The sequence below is a fragment of the Bartonella bacilliformis Ver097 genome, assembly GCF_000709795.1.
GTDB lineage: Bacteria > Pseudomonadota > Alphaproteobacteria > Rhizobiales > Rhizobiaceae > Bartonella > Bartonella bacilliformis_A.
On sequence record NZ_KL503803.1, the window covers coordinates 336,722 to 353,895 of the forward strand.

19 protein-coding genes are annotated in these 17,174 nt (G+C 35.7%); 14 read left to right on the forward strand and 5 right to left on the reverse strand.

Annotated features, from left to right (window positions below):
• Nucleotides 1-103: 103 nt before the first annotated feature.
• Both H710_RS03565 and H710_RS03570 read left to right on the forward strand, forming a co-directional pair.
• Nucleotides 104-1,828, forward strand: a complete 1,725-nt coding sequence (locus tag H710_RS03565) for a hypothetical protein (protein WP_196295849.1) — start codon at nt 104-106, stop codon at nt 1,826-1,828.
• Nucleotides 1,829-1,966: 138 nt separating this feature from the next.
• Nucleotides 1,967-3,043 (forward strand): COX15/CtaA family protein, encoded by a 1,077-nt coding sequence (locus H710_RS03570; protein ID WP_041849466.1) that lies wholly within the window; start codon nt 1,967-1,969, stop codon nt 3,041-3,043.
• Nucleotides 3,044-3,063: 20 nt separating this feature from the next.
• On the opposite strand, the gene argC is transcribed toward H710_RS03570, so the two are convergent.
• Nucleotides 3,064-3,999, reverse strand: a complete 936-nt coding sequence (argC, locus tag H710_RS03575; RefSeq protein WP_041849467.1) for an N-acetyl-gamma-glutamyl-phosphate reductase — start codon at nt 3,997-3,999, stop codon at nt 3,064-3,066.
• Nucleotides 4,000-4,303: 304 nt separating this feature from the next.
• On the opposite strand from argC, the gene glyA reads away from it, so the two are divergent.
• From glyA to nusB, 6 genes are all read left to right on the forward strand, one after another.
• Complete coding sequence (gene glyA / locus H710_RS03580; RefSeq protein ID WP_041849468.1) at nt 4,304-5,602, forward strand: serine hydroxymethyltransferase; 1,299 nt, start codon at nt 4,304-4,306, stop codon at nt 5,600-5,602.
• 26 nt (nt 5,603-5,628) lie between these two features.
• Nucleotides 5,629-6,111 (forward strand): transcriptional regulator NrdR, encoded by a 483-nt coding sequence (gene nrdR / locus H710_RS03585; protein ID WP_041849469.1) that lies wholly within the window; start codon nt 5,629-5,631, stop codon nt 6,109-6,111.
• Entirely contained in the window at nt 6,104-7,228 is a 1,125-nt protein-coding gene (ribD, locus tag H710_RS03590) for a bifunctional diaminohydroxyphosphoribosylaminopyrimidine deaminase/5-amino-6-(5-phosphoribosylamino)uracil reductase RibD (RefSeq protein ID WP_041849470.1), read from the forward strand. Before nrdR ends, ribD begins: the two co-directional genes overlap by 8 nt.
• A complete protein-coding gene (locus H710_RS03595; RefSeq protein WP_041849471.1) occupies nt 7,210-7,827 on the forward strand; it encodes a riboflavin synthase in 618 nt (205 codons plus the stop codon). Before ribD ends, H710_RS03595 begins: the two co-directional genes overlap by 19 nt.
• A 78-nt stretch (nt 7,828-7,905) precedes the next feature.
• The gene (locus H710_RS03600; RefSeq protein WP_041849472.1) at nt 7,906-8,364 is read left to right on the forward strand and encodes a 6,7-dimethyl-8-ribityllumazine synthase; all 459 of its coding nucleotides are present in this window, start codon (nt 7,906-7,908) and stop codon (nt 8,362-8,364) included.
• Nucleotides 8,365-8,367: 3 nt separating this feature from the next.
• Nucleotides 8,368-8,832, forward strand: coding sequence for a transcription antitermination factor NusB (nusB, locus tag H710_RS03605; RefSeq protein WP_041849473.1), 465 nt, complete (start codon nt 8,368-8,370; stop codon nt 8,830-8,832).
• 58 nt (nt 8,833-8,890) lie between these two features.
• Here the strand turns inward: nusB and H710_RS03610 are convergent, their stop codons facing one another.
• Nucleotides 8,891-9,367, reverse strand: a complete 477-nt coding sequence (locus tag H710_RS03610) for an outer membrane protein assembly factor BamE (protein WP_041849474.1) — start codon at nt 9,365-9,367, stop codon at nt 8,891-8,893.
• 215 nt (nt 9,368-9,582) lie between these two features.
• Here H710_RS03610 and H710_RS03615 point away from each other — a divergent pair, with 215 nt between their 5' ends.
• The 5 genes from H710_RS03615 (at nt 9,583) to H710_RS03635 (ending at nt 13,449) form a co-directional block, all read left to right on the forward strand.
• On the forward strand, nt 9,583-10,140 hold the full coding sequence (locus tag H710_RS03615; protein WP_041849475.1) for a YceD family protein: 558 nt from the start codon (nt 9,583-9,585) through the stop codon (nt 10,138-10,140).
• 131 nt (nt 10,141-10,271) lie between these two features.
• A complete protein-coding gene (plsX, locus tag H710_RS03620; RefSeq protein WP_041849514.1) occupies nt 10,272-11,342 on the forward strand; it encodes a phosphate acyltransferase PlsX in 1,071 nt (356 codons plus the stop codon).
• A gap of 50 nt (nt 11,343-11,392) precedes the next feature.
• Nucleotides 11,393-12,367: a beta-ketoacyl-ACP synthase III gene (locus tag H710_RS03625; RefSeq protein WP_041849476.1), complete on the forward strand. Its 975-nt coding sequence runs from the start codon at nt 11,393-11,395 to the stop codon at nt 12,365-12,367.
• A 76-nt stretch (nt 12,368-12,443) separates the two neighbouring features.
• A complete protein-coding gene (locus tag H710_RS03630) occupies nt 12,444-12,755 on the forward strand; it encodes an integration host factor subunit alpha (RefSeq protein ID WP_041849477.1) in 312 nt (103 codons plus the stop codon).
• A gap of 187 nt (nt 12,756-12,942) precedes the next feature.
• Entirely contained in the window at nt 12,943-13,449 is a 507-nt protein-coding gene (locus tag H710_RS03635) for a MerR family transcriptional regulator (protein ID WP_041849478.1), read from the forward strand.
• A 44-nt stretch (nt 13,450-13,493) separates the two neighbouring features.
• On the opposite strand, the gene thrS is transcribed toward H710_RS03635, so the two are convergent.
• From thrS to H710_RS03650, 3 genes are all read right to left on the reverse strand, one after another.
• A complete protein-coding gene (gene thrS, locus H710_RS03640; protein WP_041849479.1) occupies nt 13,494-15,473 on the reverse strand; it encodes a threonine--tRNA ligase in 1,980 nt (659 codons plus the stop codon).
• Between the two features lie 124 nt (nt 15,474-15,597).
• The gene (gene yidD, locus H710_RS03645; protein WP_041849480.1) at nt 15,598-15,951 is read right to left on the reverse strand and encodes a membrane protein insertion efficiency factor YidD; all 354 of its coding nucleotides are present in this window, start codon (nt 15,949-15,951) and stop codon (nt 15,598-15,600) included.
• Nucleotides 15,944-16,381: an iron-sulfur cluster assembly scaffold protein gene (locus H710_RS03650; protein WP_041849481.1), complete on the reverse strand. Its 438-nt coding sequence runs from the start codon at nt 16,379-16,381 to the stop codon at nt 15,944-15,946. The genes yidD and H710_RS03650 overlap by 8 nt, the downstream gene beginning before the upstream one ends.
• Before the next feature lie 124 nt (nt 16,382-16,505).
• Between H710_RS03650 and folE the strand changes: the two genes are divergently transcribed.
• On the forward strand, nt 16,506-17,126 hold the full coding sequence (folE, locus tag H710_RS03655) for a GTP cyclohydrolase I FolE (RefSeq protein WP_041849482.1): 621 nt from the start codon (nt 16,506-16,508) through the stop codon (nt 17,124-17,126).
• Nucleotides 17,127-17,174: the final 48 nt, after the last annotated feature.

Genomic DNA, 17,174 nt, shown 5'->3' on the forward strand with positions numbered 1-17,174 from the left:
AGATTTTTTCTAATCGAGAAAATAATACAACTTCAAATTAAGAGGATGGTTACTTCTTTCTCTTAATAAAGAAATATGAAGTATTTTTTCGGTTACAACAAAGATGAATCTTAAGTGTGATAAGAGATCGTTGGTATGTATAGTACCACGGAATATTTTAGTTATTCTCTTATTCGCAGGATTATTTATGTCTTTAATGTGGTTGTATTATTTTTTTCAACTACGATTTTATCAAGCAACTTTAACATTCATGTTATCTGATGCCAGTGGAATGCCATTACCGAGTAGTGAAAGTGATACTATCATTAAATTCTTATTGTCTTCTGATGAAGTAAGTGAGACAGATTTTCATGACACTATTCTTCTGTCCCGTAATGGTGATTTGATTAATCTTGCATTTAAAGCAGAAACTGCTGAAGAGGCGCAAAAAGGTTTAGAATCTCTATTTTCTGGTTTTTCAAAAGAAATTATCAAGCAGAATCAAAAATCATTGTCTGCAATACAGGATATTAGACAACAATATGATAAGAAATTATTACTTAATATAGTACAAGATTTTCGTTCATCTATCGGTTCTACAATTTATTATGATGCAAAACAGGTAAAGCTTAATAAGTTCTATGTGCAATTAACAGATGCAACTTTAAAACGTATTCATTTTACAATTTTGAGTTCAAATATTGAGATGATGAAGAAGAATAATCAATCTTTATTATCCTTATCATTTATTGCAAAAAACTCAGCTATTGTTACATTAAAAGAAAAGCTTGATCTTTTGGCAACACAAAAAGCTCACATGGTGGCACAATTGGGTTGGAAAAGTCCACAAATTAAGGCAATAATTGCTGAATCAGAAGCACTTTCTGTTCAACTGGAAGATACAATTTTGCAGATTGTTAGTCAAATTCGTTCGGATGAGATGATTGCAAGAGATTTTGAAAGACAGCTAAGCAAAAGAATTAGCACTTTTGTCAATGACCAGCATCAATCCTTAAATCAAATGCTGAATACCTTAGAAAATGATGTAAAGGCAGTAATAGATGCACAAAATAAACAAATAAGTGCTTATCGTTCTTTATCAAAAAATATAAAGATTCATATAGTAACCCCGGTAGCGGTGACTCTGATTTCTTTTGTAGATTTTTATGGAAAAAATGTTCTTTTTGTTCTTTTTGCGAGTTTCATTGCTTTTTTGGGGGGGCTGTTATTGTTTCAAAAATATTTTGAAGATAAAACAACTGAATCAAGGGAAGAAAATTTAAAAAAAAGTGAGAATATTTTATTATCTAAGGCAATAAAAACCTTTGAATCTTTTATCACAATGAAAACATTGTCTAATTTTTTAAAATCTCACTCTTCAACGGTTGTTTCAATAATTGGACCAGAGGCTGCACGAATAGCAGCAAAATTATCTCTCCATCTTATAGAAGATAGAAAAACAGTTTTGTTGGTAGATATTTCAGGTCAGAAAATAGAAAAAGTGATTGGACCACATAGGGGATTAAGCGATATTTTAATAGGTGATGCGCAATTGCAAGACGTTATTTATCGTGATTACGATGCAGGGGTTGATATACTTCCACGGGGGCTAGCGAGTGCTATCCGTGCGCAAAATTTTTCGCACGAAATTCTTAGCATACTTGAAGGATTTAAAAAAGATTACGATGTGATCATTTTGGAAATAGGTAACGAACCTAAATACGGTTTTGAGCAAATTGCGCGGTCAACAGAATATTATATTTGTGGTGTTGCTCTTAATGAATATGACTGGATAATGCAGATGACATCTAGATTTCCAAGGAATATTTATCGCGTAATTCCGTCTTAAATATTATTCAATGAAAATGATGATTAAAAGATATTTGATTTTTCACGAAGGAGCGCTCACCCTATTGAAAAAGTTAAAATTTAGCATTTAGAGCTGAAAAGTATTTTCCAGTAAGGGATAAATTGGAGGCAATAACAAATGGCAATAAAGAAATTGAATAATATTACTTTAACGCCACTGCAAAAACAAAATAGGAAAAAGATTCAGATGTGGCTCTATACTATTTTATTGTTTTGCTTCGCAATTGTTTTAGTAGGAGGCGCTACCCGTTTAACGGGTTCTGGGTTATCAATTACTGAATGGAAGCCAATTCATGGTATGATTCCGCCAATTGGTATCAATCAATGGCAGGAAGAATTTTTAAAGTATCAACAAATAGCCCAATATAAGGTGCTTAATCGTGATATGACCTTAAATGCGTTTAAGGTCATTTTTTGGTGGGAGTGGGGACATCGTGTTCTTGGACGTTTTGTTGGTCTTGTAGCTTTATTAGGCTTAGTTTTTTTGGGGATTACCAAGCGTATTGAAAAAAACATTTTTCTTCAGCTTCTTGTTGTGCCAATTCTAATTGCTATGCAAGGTATTATTGGCTGGTGGATGGTTGCATCAGGCCTTGGTCAAAGCAATCTGACAAGCGTTAGTCAGTACCGTTTAGCCATTCATCTTATAGCTGCATGTCTTGTAATTATTTTTGTCACATATTTATCTCGAGGTTTAGAAGAATATTCAGAAAAACCAGCAAATCAGGGAGTTCAACATTTTGCAGGTTGGCTTGTATTCCTTATTTTAGTTGAAATCTATTTTGGTGCTCTAGTAGCAGGTCTTCACGCGGGTAAGGTCTATAATACATGGCCGTTGATGGATGGCCAAATTGTACCGGACGGATTATTGAATCATGATCCAGTTTGGCTCAATTTTTTTGAAAATCCATTAACTGTTCAATTTATTCATCGTTGTTTTGCTTATTTTTTATTTATTACAGCGATTATTCATGCTCTATATGTACAGAAAAATGTACCGCATTCAGCTCATGCTCATCGTGCAATTTTTTTATGCATCATGATTGTTATCCAAGCATTTTTAGGCATCATAACATTATTACATGAAGTGCCAATCAGTTTGGGGCTTATTCATCAAGGGGGAGCATTAATTGTCTTGTGCTTTTCGGTGATGCATTGGCGAGCAACAAAAGGAGCTTACCGTGTTGTTGAATAGGAATTTGTCTTAAGAAAAATTTAGCTATTTAAAAGCATTAAGTTAAGATTTTGAACAGCTGCTGCAGATGCGCCTTTTCCTAGATTATCTAACACAGCACACAGATTGAAAATCCCTTCACTTTCATCACTGAAAACAAAAATTTTCATATTGTCTTTATGGGCTAAGCATTCTGGGTCTAATTTAGTTAATGTTTCAGTTTCTTCTTGTGATGCAATTGATACGATATTTTGACCCTCATAATGAACATTGAAAATTTCACGCAAATTAGAGCAGTTAGCTGATTTTGTAAATAAATGACGATGTAGGGGAAGATTGACAATCATTCCTTGCGGGAAACGACCAACACTTGGCACAAAAATAGGTGTTTTATTGATCCACCCATGGATTTTAATTTCTGACAAGTGTTTATGTTTGAGATTAAGGCCATAAATAAAATAATTGCTTTGAAGAGAATCTTGTTGGGATTTGTTTTCTATTTGTGCAATCAATTGTTTACCGCCACCCGTATAGCCAGAGACAGCATTAATGGATATTGGGTAGTGAGCATCTAGAAGACCTGCTTCGCGTAATGGTCTAAGCAAGCTGATTGCACCAGTAGGGTAACACCCGGGATTGGCAACATAACGGGCTGCTTGAATGCATTTTTTTTGTTTTGCTGTCATTTCAGGAAAACCATAAACCCAATTTGTTGCAGTACGGTGTGCTGTTGAACTATCAATAATTCTAATTTTTTTATTATTTTTAAGCAATTTTATTGTTTCACGTGCAGCATCATCTGGAAGACATAAGATAGCAATATCTGCTTGATTAAAGTAATCATACCGCAGATCAATGTTATGCCGATCTACGTGAGGAATTGAGAGTAATTCTAAATCAGAACGCGCTGCTAGTCTCTTTTGTATTTGAAGTCCGGTTGTTCCGTGCTCACCATCAATAAAAATTTTTGTTGCCATTATATTTGCCTTGAAACAATCTCTTCGCTATCAAATTTAGCTTATCACACTGCGTTTAATTTACATGATTAAAGATTTGAATACTATGAATTTGCTTCGTTTTCATGAAAAATGTTGCAACAAAAATTCAGTACTTGTTTGGCATCATTTATTTTTGTTACGCTGAAATTAACCTTATATGACATAAGACAACTATCTTACTGTGTTTATAATTTTAGGGTGAAAATGTGACCAAGATATTTGGCTTGTGTAGTGTGCTGTGTTACTGTCCAATTACTCTATCTCTTTAGTGTTAGGATTGTTTATGATTAAGAGAGAAAATGACCTACAACAGTATTTTTTTAATGATACTTTGCAAACCGTTGATGCTGCAGTTTTTGATGCAGTTAGTGGTGAGCTTCGACGTCAATGTGATGAAATTGAGTTAATTGCATCAGGAAATATTGTTTCAAAAGCAGTGCTTGAAGCACAAGGATCTGTTTTGACCAATAAATACGCGGAAGGTTATCCAGGAAAGCGTTATTATGGTGGCTGTCATTTTGTTGATTGCATTGAAGAGTTAGCTATTGAAAGAGCAAAGACGCTTTTTGGTGCTGCGTTTGCTAATGTTCAACCTAATTCTGGAAGCCAGATGAATCAGGCTGTATTTTTAGCTTTTCTTCATCCTGGTGATACATTTATGGGGTTAGATTTGAGTGCTGGTGGTCACCTTACCCATGGCTCACCCGTTAACATGTCAGGAAAGTGGTTTAATCGTGTTGCTTATGGTTTGCGTCAAGAGGATCAGTTACTTGATATAGAGTCCGTTGAACGTCTTGCAAAAGAGCATAAACCAAAACTTATTTTTGCAGGTGGCACAGCTTATTCACGTATATGGGATTGGAAACGCTTCCGTGAAATTTCAGATGAGGTTGGGGCTTATTTAGTCGTTGATATGGCTCATATTGCAGGTTTAGTTGCTGGTGGTGTTCATCCATCACCTATACCATATGCACATATTGTTACTACTACAACACATAAATCACTCCGTGGTCCTCGTGGTGGTATGATATTGACGAATGATGAAGTTTTAGCCAAGAAAATCAATTCAGCAGTTTTTCCTGGTCTTCAAGGCGGTCCTTTAATGCATGTGATTGCTGCTAAGGCAGTTGCATTAGGGGAAGCTTTACAACCTGCTTTCAAAGACTATGCAGCCAAAGTTGTTGCTAATGCTAAAATTTTAGCAAAGAGCTTACAAAATAATGGTTTTATGATTGTTTCTGGTGGTACAGATAATCATTTATTGTTAGTTGATTTACGTAACAAAGGCCTAACAGGAAAACGTGCGGAGTTAGCTTTGGAGCGCGCTAGTATTATCTGTAACAAAAATAATATTCCTTTTGATCCTGAATCACCATCTGTAACTTCAGGTATTCGTTTGGGCACACCTGCTGCGACAACGCGTGGTTTTGCAGAAAATGAATTTATTCAAATTAGTGATTTAATTTCAGAAATTCTTGATGGCCTAACAAGAGCAAAAAATGATGATGAAAATTTTTCAGTTGAAGCAGCTGTTAAGAAAAAGGTAAAAAATATAACAGATAATTTTCCTTTTTACTCTTAACATTATACTTATTGAGGCATAAAAAGATGCGTTGCCCTTACTGTCAATGTGAGGATACACAGGTTAAGGATTCACGTCCTGCAGAAGAAGGAGCGGTAATTCGCCGTCGGCGTATGTGTTCTGTTTGTGGTGGTCGTTTTACAACTTTTGAGCGTGTTCAATTACGTGAGCTTTTAGTTTTAAAGAAAAGTGGTCGACGTGAGCTGTTTAATCGTGATAAATTAATGAAATCAGTTGATTTGGCAGTGCGTAAACGCAATATTGATCCTGATCGTATTGAACGAGCGATTTCTGGTATTGTGCGCCGCCTTGAAAGTCTTGGAGAACCTGAGATAGCTTCAGGAAAAATTGGGTATCTTGTTATGGAATCTTTAAAAAGAATCGATGATATTGCTTACATTCGTTTTGCTTCAGTATATCACGATTTTCGTAATGCAAGTGATTTTCATGACATTATCGATGAATTGGCAAAAGATGTAGCGGATATAGAATCTTGTTTTGATGAATAAAAAAGCACAAGACTATCGATTTATGGCCGCAGCTATTCGTTTGGCAGAACGTCATGTCGGCCTTACTAACGAAAATCCTTCTGTTGGTGCCTTAATTGTGCGAAGTGACGGTATAGGACCATTTATTGTTGGCTATGGTGTAACAGCTCTTCATGGAAGACCCCATGCTGAAGTGCAGGCTTTGCAGATGGCGGGTCCATTGTCTAAAGGGGCTACTGCTTATATTACTCTAGAGCCTTGCGTGCATTATGGAGAAACTTCACCATGTGTTGATTCACTTATTGATGCAGGTATTGCACGGGTTGTTATTGCTCTGATTGACCCAGATGAGCGAGTTTGTGGTCGTAGTATTGCTCTTTTACAAGCTGCTGGTATTGAAGTTGTTAAAGGGATTTTAAAAAAAGAATCCTCTGAAGTGTTAAGTGCTTATTTATGTGCCAAGAAGTTGAAACGTTGTGAAGTAACTTTAAAGATGGCAATCTCTGCAGATAATGGTATAGGAAAAAAAGGGCAGAGAGGGATAAAAATTAGTGGAGCAGCTTCTCATACATATACACATATTTTGCGTGCTCGACATAATGCTATAATGGTTGGTATTGGCACTATATTAGCAGATGATCCGCAATTAACTTGCCGTTTGCAAGAGCTTGAAATGCGTTCGCCTATACGTGTTATTTTAGACAAAGATTTACGTATTCCATTGGATGCACAAGTTATTCAGACAGCAACACAAGTTCCTACGTGGGTTATTTGTAGTGATACTCCTTCGAATCAAAGAAAAAAAATGAAACTAGAGCAATATGGTGTATGTGTGCATTCGATAGAAATAAGCAATAATTTCATGCAACCTCTTTCTATTTTACAACTTCTTTGTCAGCTTGGAATTAATAGCGTTTTGCTTGAAGGAGGAGCAGAGACAGGAGAAAAATTTTTAAATGCTGGTTATGTAGATCATTTAATATGTTTTTATGTGTCAATTATTTTAGGTGAAGATCGTATTAAGGCTCCTTATTTTGAAAATTATCTTTCGGAATTTAATGAAATTGAGACGAAAATGTTAGAAAATGACCGTTTGTGTAGATGGAGGCGTAAGGTATTATGTTCACAGGGATTGTAATGGGTATCGGTTGTGTTGAAGAAATTCAATCTTTGGCACAAGGTGTGCGTTTAAATATTTCGACTCATTATGACCTAGAAAATTTAAAAATTGGTGCATCAGTTGCATGTTCAGGTATTTGTTTGACAGTCGTTGAATGTGCATTAACACAAAAGAGTTCTCATTGGTTTGCTGTAGAAGCTTGGGAAGAAACATTGCGTTTGACAAATCTTTCACAGTGGAAAAAGGGGACTTTTGTCAATCTAGAACGTTCATTACGGCTTGGTGATGAAATGGGAGGGCATTTGGTTTTTGGTCATGTGGATGGTTTAGCTAAGATCATTAATCAGAAAAATGAAGGGGATATGGTTTGTTTTCGTTTACAAGTTCCAGAACAGTTAGCGCCTTTTATTGCACAAAAAGGTTCTGTTGCACTTAACGGTACATCTTTGACTGTTAATTCTGTTGAAGATAATGTTTTTGATGTTCTTATTATTCGTCATACACTTGAAATGACGACGTGGGGGCAAGCTAAAGTTGGAGATCAAGTGAATTTAGAAGTTGATCAATTTGCTCGTTATGTTGCTAGACTTTCTAATTTTAAAATAAAAGATGAGTGACCTCAAAAATTATCATACTGTTTTGGATTTGATATTGCGTCATTTCAAATATATTTATTTTTTCATGAAAGTTTTTTTATGACTCAAAAATTACATATAAATCCGCATTTGTTGATTGTTGAAGCACGTTTTTATAATGAGCTTTCTGATGAGATTCTTGCCAGTGCAGTAAGTGTTTTGCAAAAATCTGGAGTAAGTTATGATATTATAACAGTTCCAGGAGCATTAGAAATTCCTGCTGCAATAGCTTTTGCTGAAAAAGATAAGACAGTATTTTATGATGGTTATATAGCACTTGGTTGTGTTATTAGGGGTGAAACATATCATTTTGAGATTGTTGCGGATAATGCTTGCCGCGCCTTGATGGATTTAACTGTTCATCAACAATTGGCTATTGGAAATGGTATTGTAACCGTCGAAAATGAAAAACAAGCATGGGTGCGTGCAAAACAGGATGAAAAAAATAAAGGTGGTTTTGCTGCAGAGGCTGCTTTACGTATGGTCGCTTTAAAAAAGCGATTTGGAGATAATTGTTAAGTTATGACTAATATAAAATATTCTCCGTGTTTGGTTAATAAACGCGGAGCAGCAAGGCTTTCTGCAGTGCAGGCTCTTTATCAAATGGATATAGTTGGCACTGGTGTTATGGAAACAGCAGCTGAGTATGAGGCTTATCGTTTAGGAAAAGAGATTGATGGTGATCAGTATCTTGATGCTGATTTTCAATGGTTTCGAGCTATTATTGCTGGTGTTGTACGAGATCAAAAGAAACTCGATCCTATGCTTCATCAACAGCTTTCTGAAGAGTGGTCACTTTCACGATTGGATTCAATATTACGAGCAATTTTGCGTGCAGGTTTGTGGGAGTTGATAAACCGTAAAGAAGTCCCTATTGCAGTTATCATAAATGAATATGTTGATATAGCAAAAGCATTTTTTGAAGCTGATGAACCAAAACTTGTAAATGCAGTTCTTGACAATATAGCAAAAAATAGTCGTCTATAAAAAATGTAACACGATTGCAATATAACTAAGATTTATAAGAATTAATTAAAACGGATCATTAGTTAACCGGTGTTTTGTTAAAACCTTTGATAAATTGCATCAAAAAAGACTGATCTTTACTACTGGTTGGCGTTGTTTGTGTGATGAAATCAAATACCCGACCGTCTTGTAAGCCATAATTAGCTATTCTTTCAACTTGATTATTGTTATCAAAATAAATAGTCAAAACCTTACGATCAACGATTTTAGTTTTCATGAATTGCATTCCACGGTATCGAATTTGTGAAATATAATAGAAAACCTCATTATCATATTTTGTTTTTAATGAAGGAGATCCTAGAGATAAAAGAACCTGTTCCTGACTTGATCCAATAGAGATGGAATCAAGAGCACTTTGATCAAGAATATAACCTTCCTTATAAACTTGGCTTAAGTTACTACAACCAGAAAGTGCTATTAGGCTTGCTATGAGTGGAATAATCAATAATTTACATTTAGCTGAAATTGCTATATTGGGCGTCTGAAATAATGACATCTTTATTTTACATTTAGAACATACAGGTAAGAAGGTAATTTTAAGTTGTTTCCTACTTTTAACTTAATTTAATATAATCCGCAATAGTTGAACCACTAGGCTTTTCTAATACAGGATAAATTATTTCACTTACATATAAGGAAAATGGTTCATAAAATATAATCTGGCTAAAGGGAAGTTAGTGTATTACAGTCTTTCATAGAGTGGAGTTGTGAATGAATATTCAAAATGTTTCTCAAATGACGTTTGCTCTTTCTTATCCAGTTTCAGTAAGCTCATTATCTGTTAAAGGTATAAAAGTTCATATTTGTGCAGATCAGCAAGAATGTGCTCATTTAGCTAAGAATCATGATTTACTTGAAGTAAAATTTTGTGAAGGGAAATTTCAAATTTTACCATGGAAAAAGCGTGGGGTTTACGTAAAAGGTTCATTAAGAGCGAACATAATACAATCATGTGTTGTTACGTTGGAGTCTTTAGAAAATAATATCCATGAAAATATTGAAGTTGTATTTGTTCCTGATGGGTCAAATTTAGTAAAACCTGGAATGTTAGAGGGTACAGGTGAATTATTTTTAGATGCAGAAGGACCAGATGCGCCAGAAATTTTTTATGGTGATAAGATTGATATTGGTACAATTGTGGAAGAATTTTTTGAATTATCTATTGATCGTTATCCACGTAAAGAAAATATACATATGAATGTTCTTAAAAATTCAGAAGATATTGAAAAAAAATCATCACCATTTTCTATTTTAAAAGAATGGAGATGATTGTAAATACTTATAAATGTCTATTTTACTATCGTATGATACTGGTATAAAACAGTATTTCTGCGTAGTGATTATATTATGAATGTCAAAAAATTGTAATGTAAAGTTTTAAGAGATAGGAGATGACAAGCGTGATTAGAATTTCTGTGGATGTCATGGGTGGTGATTATGGCCCAGAAGTTACAATTGCAGGAGCAGCAATTGCGCAGAAATATTTGCCAAAGGTTCATTTTTTGTTTTATGGGGTAGATGAAGCTGTTGAGCCAGTTTTAAAAAAATACCCTGATTTGCTTTCAGTATCTCATTTTTATGCTACAGAGAGCTATACACGTATGGATGAGAAACCAAGTCAGGCGCTTCGCATTGGACGCGGTAAATCATCGATGTGGCATGCGATTGAGGTTGTGAAGAATGGTGAAGCTGATTTCTGTGTTTCTGCTGGTAATACTGGTGCGCTTATGACAATGTCCTATTTTTGTTTAAAAATGATGGCGGAAACTGAGCGTCCTGGAATTGCTGGTATTTGGCCAACTCTTCGTAATGATAGTATCGTTTTAGATATTGGAGCAACGATTGGTGCATCGGCTAATCAATTAGTTGATTTTGCAGTGATGGGCGCTAGTATGTTTCGTTCTTTGTATAATGTAAAAAAACCAACTATTGGACTTTTAAATGTGGGTATTGAAGAAGTTAAAGGTTGTGATGAAATCAAAAAAGCTGGAACAATATTAAGTAAGGTGCAATTTGAAGGATTAGAGTATAAAGGATTTATTGAAGGCAATGATATTGGAAAAGGGATGGTTGACGTTGTTGTAACTGAAGGTTTTTCCGGTAACATTGCTTTAAAAGTTGCAGAAGGAACTGTGCAACAAATCTCCGAGCTTTTAAAGAATGCTATGCGTAGTTCTATTTTTTCACGCTTTGGTTATTTATTGTCGCAAAGTGCCTTTCGTAAACTAAAACAAAAGGTAGATCTTGATCGAGTTAATGGTGGCGTGCTTCTAGGTTTGAATGGTGTTGTTGTAAAAAGTCATGGTAGTGCCAGTGCTAGTGATTTTTCTTCTGCTATTCGTATCGGTTATGAGATGGTTAACAACGAGCTTTTGAAAAAAATAATTACAGATTTGCAATGCTTTCATGAAAAAAAAGCGATGTTTTTGAATAATGAAGGTGAATCTGTGATTGATAAGGAAACAATATGATTAGTATTTTTAGTGTAGATAAAAAATTTCAGGAAGAGGGTTAGAGCCGAATGATACGATCGGTTATGCGTGGTGTAGGAAGCGCCTTACCTAAAAAAAAATTGTCGAATGATGAGATTGCGAAGTTTGTTGAAACATCTGATTCATGGATTGTTCAGCGTACAGGTATTCATCAGCGTTACATTGCTAGTGAAAATGAAACAACCGTTTCTTTAGGTATAGAAGCTGCACAGGCAGCACTTACCAATGCTGGAATGACAATCAAAGATATTGATTGTATTATTTTGGCGACTTCAACACCTAATCGTACTTTTCCTTCTTCTGCTGTTGAAATTCAACATGCTTTGGGAATGAGTCACGGTTTTTCTTTTGATGTTCAAGCTGTTTGTTCCGGCTTTATTTTTGCGTTAACAACAGGAGATGTTTATTTACGTAGTGGAGAAGCCGAAAGAGTTCTAGTTATTGGATCTGAAACATTTTCTCGAATTTTAGATTGGCAAGACCGTACAACGTGTGTTTTGTTTGGTGATGGTGCAGGAGCAGCTATTTTAGAGGCACAAGAAGTTGAAGGGAATGTTGCTGTCGATCGCGGAATATTGTCTACAAAATTGCGCTCTAATGGTGCCTATATAGATAAGTTGTATGCTGATGGTGGTCCTTCGACAACGCAAACAACAGGTTATTTACGCATGAAAGGACAAGAAGTCTTTAAGCATGCAGTTGGTATAGTAATCGATGTGGTTGATGATTGTTTTGCTGCTGTCGGTATGACTCCCTCTCAATTAGATTGGTTTGTACCCCATCAAGCCAATAAGCGCATTATTGAAGCATCAGCTAAAAAGTTAGGAATCAAAATAGATAAGGTTGTAATTACTGTTGATCAACATGGTAATACGTCTGCGGCATCTGTACCGCTAGCTTTAGCAGCTGCTGTACAAGATGGAAGAATTAAAAAAGGAGATTTAGTCCTGTTGGAAGCTATGGGAGGTGGATTTACATGGGGAGCAGTGCTTATTCGTTGGTAAAATTTAGTAACTTGACTAGAATTGAATAAGATTTATAAATCACTTTATAATTTCAAATAGTTGATAGGTGAATATGATGACAGGTAGGACGGTGACGCGTGCAGATTTAGCGAGTGCGGTTTGCAGAAAAGTAGGCTTGTCATACACTGAATCAGCTGCGTTGGTTGAATTGATTTTAAGTGAAATTAGCAATTCACTTGTGAAAGGTGAAATGGTTAAATTATCTTCTTTTGCGACTTTTCAAGTTCGCAGTAAAAGTGAACGGATTGGGCGTAATCCCAAAACTGGTATTGAAGCGCCGATTCCACCACGGCGTATTGTGACATTTAAAGCTGCAAATATACTTAAGCAAAGAATTTTAGATGCGCATTGCGCGAAACAAAAATAATTTTACATAAATCATAGTATTGGATTGCCTGAGCTTATTAAGAATCTTATCAGATGGGATTTTTGCTTTTGTTGAAGGATTCTTATTGAAGTACGGCTCTTATTTGTAGCTAAACTTGGTAAAAAATTTGAATTTGGTTAATTATTATCAAATCATTTGATATAATTTTAGATAAGGTTATTATGAAATGGACAAGAGTCCTGACGCTTTTCGTACAATTAGCGAAGTAGCTGAATTATTAGGATTGCCACAGCATGTATTAAGATTTTGGGAAACACGCTTTTCTCAAATCAAGCCACTAAAGCGTGGAGGTGGAAGGCGCTATTATCGCCCTGTTGATATAGATTTTCTCAATGGTATTAAACAGTTACTTTATGGTCAGGGTTACACTATAAAGGGAGTTCAGCGCCTTTTGAAAGAAAATGGTACTGCTTTTGTTATTGCAATAGGCAGTGGTGATCTTGATGCCATGAATGTTTTGATAGAAAAAAAACATGCAGAGAAATTCTCTGAATCTATCCAAACTCAATCAAAAAAGAAGTCAGCATTTGGACTTTTTGAATTTATGAAGGGTGAGGAAGAAGAGTCTGTCGGTGCTGTTAATAGTCACCAAGACAAAACTGATAGGGCGTTATTGCAGGAAGCACTCTTTGAATTAATTGAATGTAAGCGTGTACTTGATAGGATACAATAGTGATGAAATTGTTTGGATTACATAACTTCATTACTTTGAGTTCATTAGCTATTCATAAACCGCCGGCGTAGATCTGGTGGAGTTGCTTCATTTGTAAGTTGTTCAATTGCTTGGTTTATCGGCAAAGAAATTTGATTCATGCTTCCTAAACGGCGCATATTTACACTGTTTGTTTCAGATTCGCGTTTACCGCATATGAGGATTACAGGGACTTTTTGTAAAGAGTGTTCACGTATTTTATAGTTAATTTTTTCACTACGAAGGTCTGGTATAGCTAAAAGGCCAGAAGCTTTGAGTTTTTCCGTCACTTTTTCTGCATATTCATTTGCGTCAGATGTAATTGTTGCAACAATGATTTGTTGAGGAGCAAGCCAAAGCGGCATATGTCCGGCAAAATTCTCGATTAATATACCTAAAAAACGCTCCATTGATCCAAAAATAGCTCGATGGATCATCACAGGCTGGCATTTTTCTGAATTTTTATTGATATAGAATGCTTCAAAGCGTTCAGGAAGATTAAAGTCGACTTGTGTTGTTCCACATTGCCATTCACGGCCGATAGCGTCTTTTAATGTATATTCAAATTTTGGTCCATAAAAAGCACCTTCTCTTGGAAGAATGCTTGTTTTTATGCGTCCTTTTGCTTCTTTCTCAATGGTTTTGAGAACAGACATCATAATATTTTCAGCGTGATCCCATAATTCATCAGAACCGACGCGTTTTTCTGGGCGCGTTGAGAGTTTGAGAATAATTTCTTCAAAACCAAAATCAGCATAGGTTGACAAAATAAGGTCATTAATCTTGAGGCATTCATCAGCTAATTGCTCATCTGTACAAAAAACATGTGCATCATCTTGTGTAAAACTACGTACACGCATGAGACCGTGCAAAGAACCTGAGGGTTCGTAACGGTGAAGGAGGCCAAATTCAGCAAGTCTGATGGGCAAATCACGATAAGATTTTAAACCATGTTTAAAAATTTGCACATGACCAGGGCAGTTCATTGGTTTAAGGGCGTAAACATGTTCGTCATCCCAATCATTAGCAGCAGGGATTGTTTTGAACATATTCTCTTGATACCATCCCCAATGACCAGATGTTTCCCAAAGTGATTTATCAAGAACTTGAGGTGCATTAACTTCGTCGTACTTGTGTTCATCAAGGCGTCTACGCATATAGCTGACCAAATTTTGAAACATTTTCCAACCCTTTGGATGCCAGAAGATCATGCCCGGGCCTTCTTCTTGAAAATGAAATAGATCCATTTCGCGCCCTAAACGACGGTGATCACGTTTTTCAGCTTCTTCCAGCATATTAAGATAGGCTTTTAAATCATTTTCGTTGGAAAATGCTGTACCATAGATTCTTGTCAACATAGGGTTATTTGCATCACCACGCCAATAAGCACCTGCGACTTTCATCAATTTAAAAGCATTGTCAATTTGACCAGTAGATGGTACATGCGGACCACGACAAAGATCAAACCAATCACCTTGATAATAGATTTTCAGATCTTGATCTTCAGGAATAGCATCAATAAGTTCAACTTTATAAAGCTCACCTTTGTCAGAAAAAATCTTTTTTGCTTTTTCACGAGACCAAATTTCCTTCTTAAAAAATTTATTGCGTTGAATAATTTCACGCATTTTCTTTTCAATGGTGTTAAGATCTTCTAGTGTAAAAGGTTGTTGACGTGCAAAGTCATAATAAAAACCATTTTCAATAACTGGTCCGATTGTAACTTGCGTTTCAGGAAACAGTTCCTGTACTGCTTCGGCAAGAACATGTGCGCAACTATGGCGTATCAATTCAAGTGCGCGTGGATCATCACGGGTGATAATTTCTACCTGACCAGATTGCTCTAATGGATCTGAAAGATCTCTAATGATACCGTTAAGGCTATAAGCAACTGCTTTTTTTGCGAGTGACTTAGAAATAGACTTGGCTAACTCTAAACCTGTTATTTCAGCAAGACAGTCACGTTGTGAGCCGTCAGGAAAAAAAAGAGAAACAGAGAAAGACATTATAGCACCTCTTTAATCCAGTTCCGCCAACGATTGCAGATGGTTTAGTGAAAACTTAGTGATGAAGTAAAGATAACAAATTAATTCCCTGACAATATGCATAAAAGAACAAAAAGAAAAGAAATTATTTATTGTGTTTAGTAGAAATTTTCCGATAGCACCAAGGTTTATAGAAATAATAAGAAGAACCAAGGGAAGTAGGCACTGGATCAAAGCCATGTGTTCCAAAAGGATTACAACATACGATACGAAAAAAACCCATCCAGGCACCAGCCCACAAACCATGACGTGCGATCGCTTCATAGGTATATTCTGAACATGTTGGCATATAGCGGCACTGATTTCCTGTAAAGTTGGAAAGTGTTATTTGATAAAGGCGTATTAATCCTGTGCCAAGTAATCGCCCAGGTGTTTTGCGCCAGGGACCTGCATAATTTCTGGTTTGTATTTTTCTTTGTTTTGGATGTTGTTCAATCATTTGTTTTTTCTTCAATTTGTTCAATACAATCTATAACTGCGTCAAAGGTAAGCAGTGTTGATGCGTGGCGTTCTTTATAATCTTTAATAGGTTGCAAACAAGAAAATGCTTCAAATGGAGCGGGAGGGGGAGGTCCATTTTTTATTAACATATATTGTATAATTTTATGTAACATTTTGATATCTTGTGTTTTTTTACCAATAACATGATGAGCCAAAATCGAAGATGAAGCTTGTCCGAGCACGCATGCATTCACCTCATGAGAAAAATCTGTAATAATATTGTTATCTACTTTGAGATCTACAAGAACCGTTGAGCCACAAAGACGGGTATGTTTTTTTGACGTTGCATCAGGGTTATTAAGACGCCCAATTCTGCTTATACAGGCAGCATATTTAAGGATTGTATGACTATAGATATTGTCAATCATAGGCTTTGTCTAAAATTTTAAAAGTTTTCATTGTTCAAGCTTTTCATTTACCTACATAAGGATTACTATAGAGTAAAATGAATAGGTACATAATGTTTTGTACAAAAGAAGCTGGAGTTTTTAAATGCATAGTGCCGTGGAAAAAGTGGCTGCAGACCTGTCTTTATCTGGGGAGTGCCCTAGCTTGAAAGAAGTAGAAAAGGCGATTCGCACATTATTGTTATGGGTAGGGGAAAACCCAGATCGAGAAGGACTTTTAGAGACTCCAAAGCGTATTGCTAAAGTCTATAAGGAATTATTTTCTGGTTATGGTGAATCCGTTGATGAAATTTTAGGCGTAGTTTTTGAAGAAGTTGGAGGATATAATGAGCCGGTAATCGTAAAAGATATTTCCTTTTATTCACATTGTGAGCATCATATGATTCCAATAATTGGTAAAGTTCATGTAGCATATCTTCCTGATAAAAAAATTGTTGGTCTTTCAAAAATTGCGCGCGTCATAGATGTTTTTGCTCGTCGTTTGCAAACACAGGAAACTATGACAGCTCAAGTAGCTAATAGTTTGAAAAAATATCTAAAACCTCGCGGTCTTGCAGTGTTGATTGAAGCTGAACATATGTGCATGGCTATGAGAGGTGTACAAAAGCAAGGAGCAACAACAATAACAACAAGCTTTCATGGTTATTATGAAAAAGATCAAGTTGCGCAGGCCAATTTCATGAGAATAATCCGTGGGATACATTGAAGTATACAATTAGGTAATTTATTGAAAGGGTATTTTAGTGATTAAATT

What these genes read in the sequence shown, in the direction of transcription:
- H710_RS03565 (WP_196295849.1), top strand. Translation starts at nt 104, where the DNA reads ATGAATCTTAAGTGTGATAAGAGATCGTTGGTATGTATAGTACCACGG.
- H710_RS03570 (WP_041849466.1), top strand. Translation starts at nt 1,967, where the DNA reads ATGGCAATAAAGAAATTGAATAATATTACTTTAACGCCACTGCAAAAA.
- argC (WP_041849467.1), bottom strand. Translation starts at nt 3,999, where the DNA reads ATGGCAACAAAAATTTTTATTGATGGTGAGCACGGAACAACCGGACTT.
- glyA (WP_041849468.1), top strand. Translation starts at nt 4,304, where the DNA reads ATGATTAAGAGAGAAAATGACCTACAACAGTATTTTTTTAATGATACT.
- nrdR (WP_041849469.1), top strand. Translation starts at nt 5,629, where the DNA reads ATGCGTTGCCCTTACTGTCAATGTGAGGATACACAGGTTAAGGATTCA.
- ribD (WP_041849470.1), top strand. Translation starts at nt 6,104, where the DNA reads ATGAATAAAAAAGCACAAGACTATCGATTTATGGCCGCAGCTATTCGT.
- H710_RS03595 (WP_041849471.1), top strand. Translation starts at nt 7,210, where the DNA reads ATGTTCACAGGGATTGTAATGGGTATCGGTTGTGTTGAAGAAATTCAA.
- H710_RS03600 (WP_041849472.1), top strand. Translation starts at nt 7,906, where the DNA reads ATGACTCAAAAATTACATATAAATCCGCATTTGTTGATTGTTGAAGCA.
- nusB (WP_041849473.1), top strand. Translation starts at nt 8,368, where the DNA reads ATGACTAATATAAAATATTCTCCGTGTTTGGTTAATAAACGCGGAGCA.
- H710_RS03610 (WP_041849474.1), bottom strand. Translation starts at nt 9,367, where the DNA reads ATGTCATTATTTCAGACGCCCAATATAGCAATTTCAGCTAAATGTAAA.
- H710_RS03615 (WP_041849475.1), top strand. Translation starts at nt 9,583, where the DNA reads ATGAATATTCAAAATGTTTCTCAAATGACGTTTGCTCTTTCTTATCCA.
- H710_RS03625 (WP_041849476.1), top strand. Translation starts at nt 11,393, where the DNA reads ATGATACGATCGGTTATGCGTGGTGTAGGAAGCGCCTTACCTAAAAAA.
- H710_RS03630 (WP_041849477.1), top strand. Translation starts at nt 12,444, where the DNA reads ATGACAGGTAGGACGGTGACGCGTGCAGATTTAGCGAGTGCGGTTTGC.
- H710_RS03635 (WP_041849478.1), top strand. Translation starts at nt 12,943, where the DNA reads ATGGACAAGAGTCCTGACGCTTTTCGTACAATTAGCGAAGTAGCTGAA.
- thrS (WP_041849479.1), bottom strand. Translation starts at nt 15,473, where the DNA reads ATGTCTTTCTCTGTTTCTCTTTTTTTTCCTGACGGCTCACAACGTGAC.
- yidD (WP_041849480.1), bottom strand. Translation starts at nt 15,951, where the DNA reads ATGATTGAACAACATCCAAAACAAAGAAAAATACAAACCAGAAATTAT.
- H710_RS03650 (WP_041849481.1), bottom strand. Translation starts at nt 16,381, where the DNA reads ATGATTGACAATATCTATAGTCATACAATCCTTAAATATGCTGCCTGT.
- folE (WP_041849482.1), top strand. Translation starts at nt 16,506, where the DNA reads ATGCATAGTGCCGTGGAAAAAGTGGCTGCAGACCTGTCTTTATCTGGG.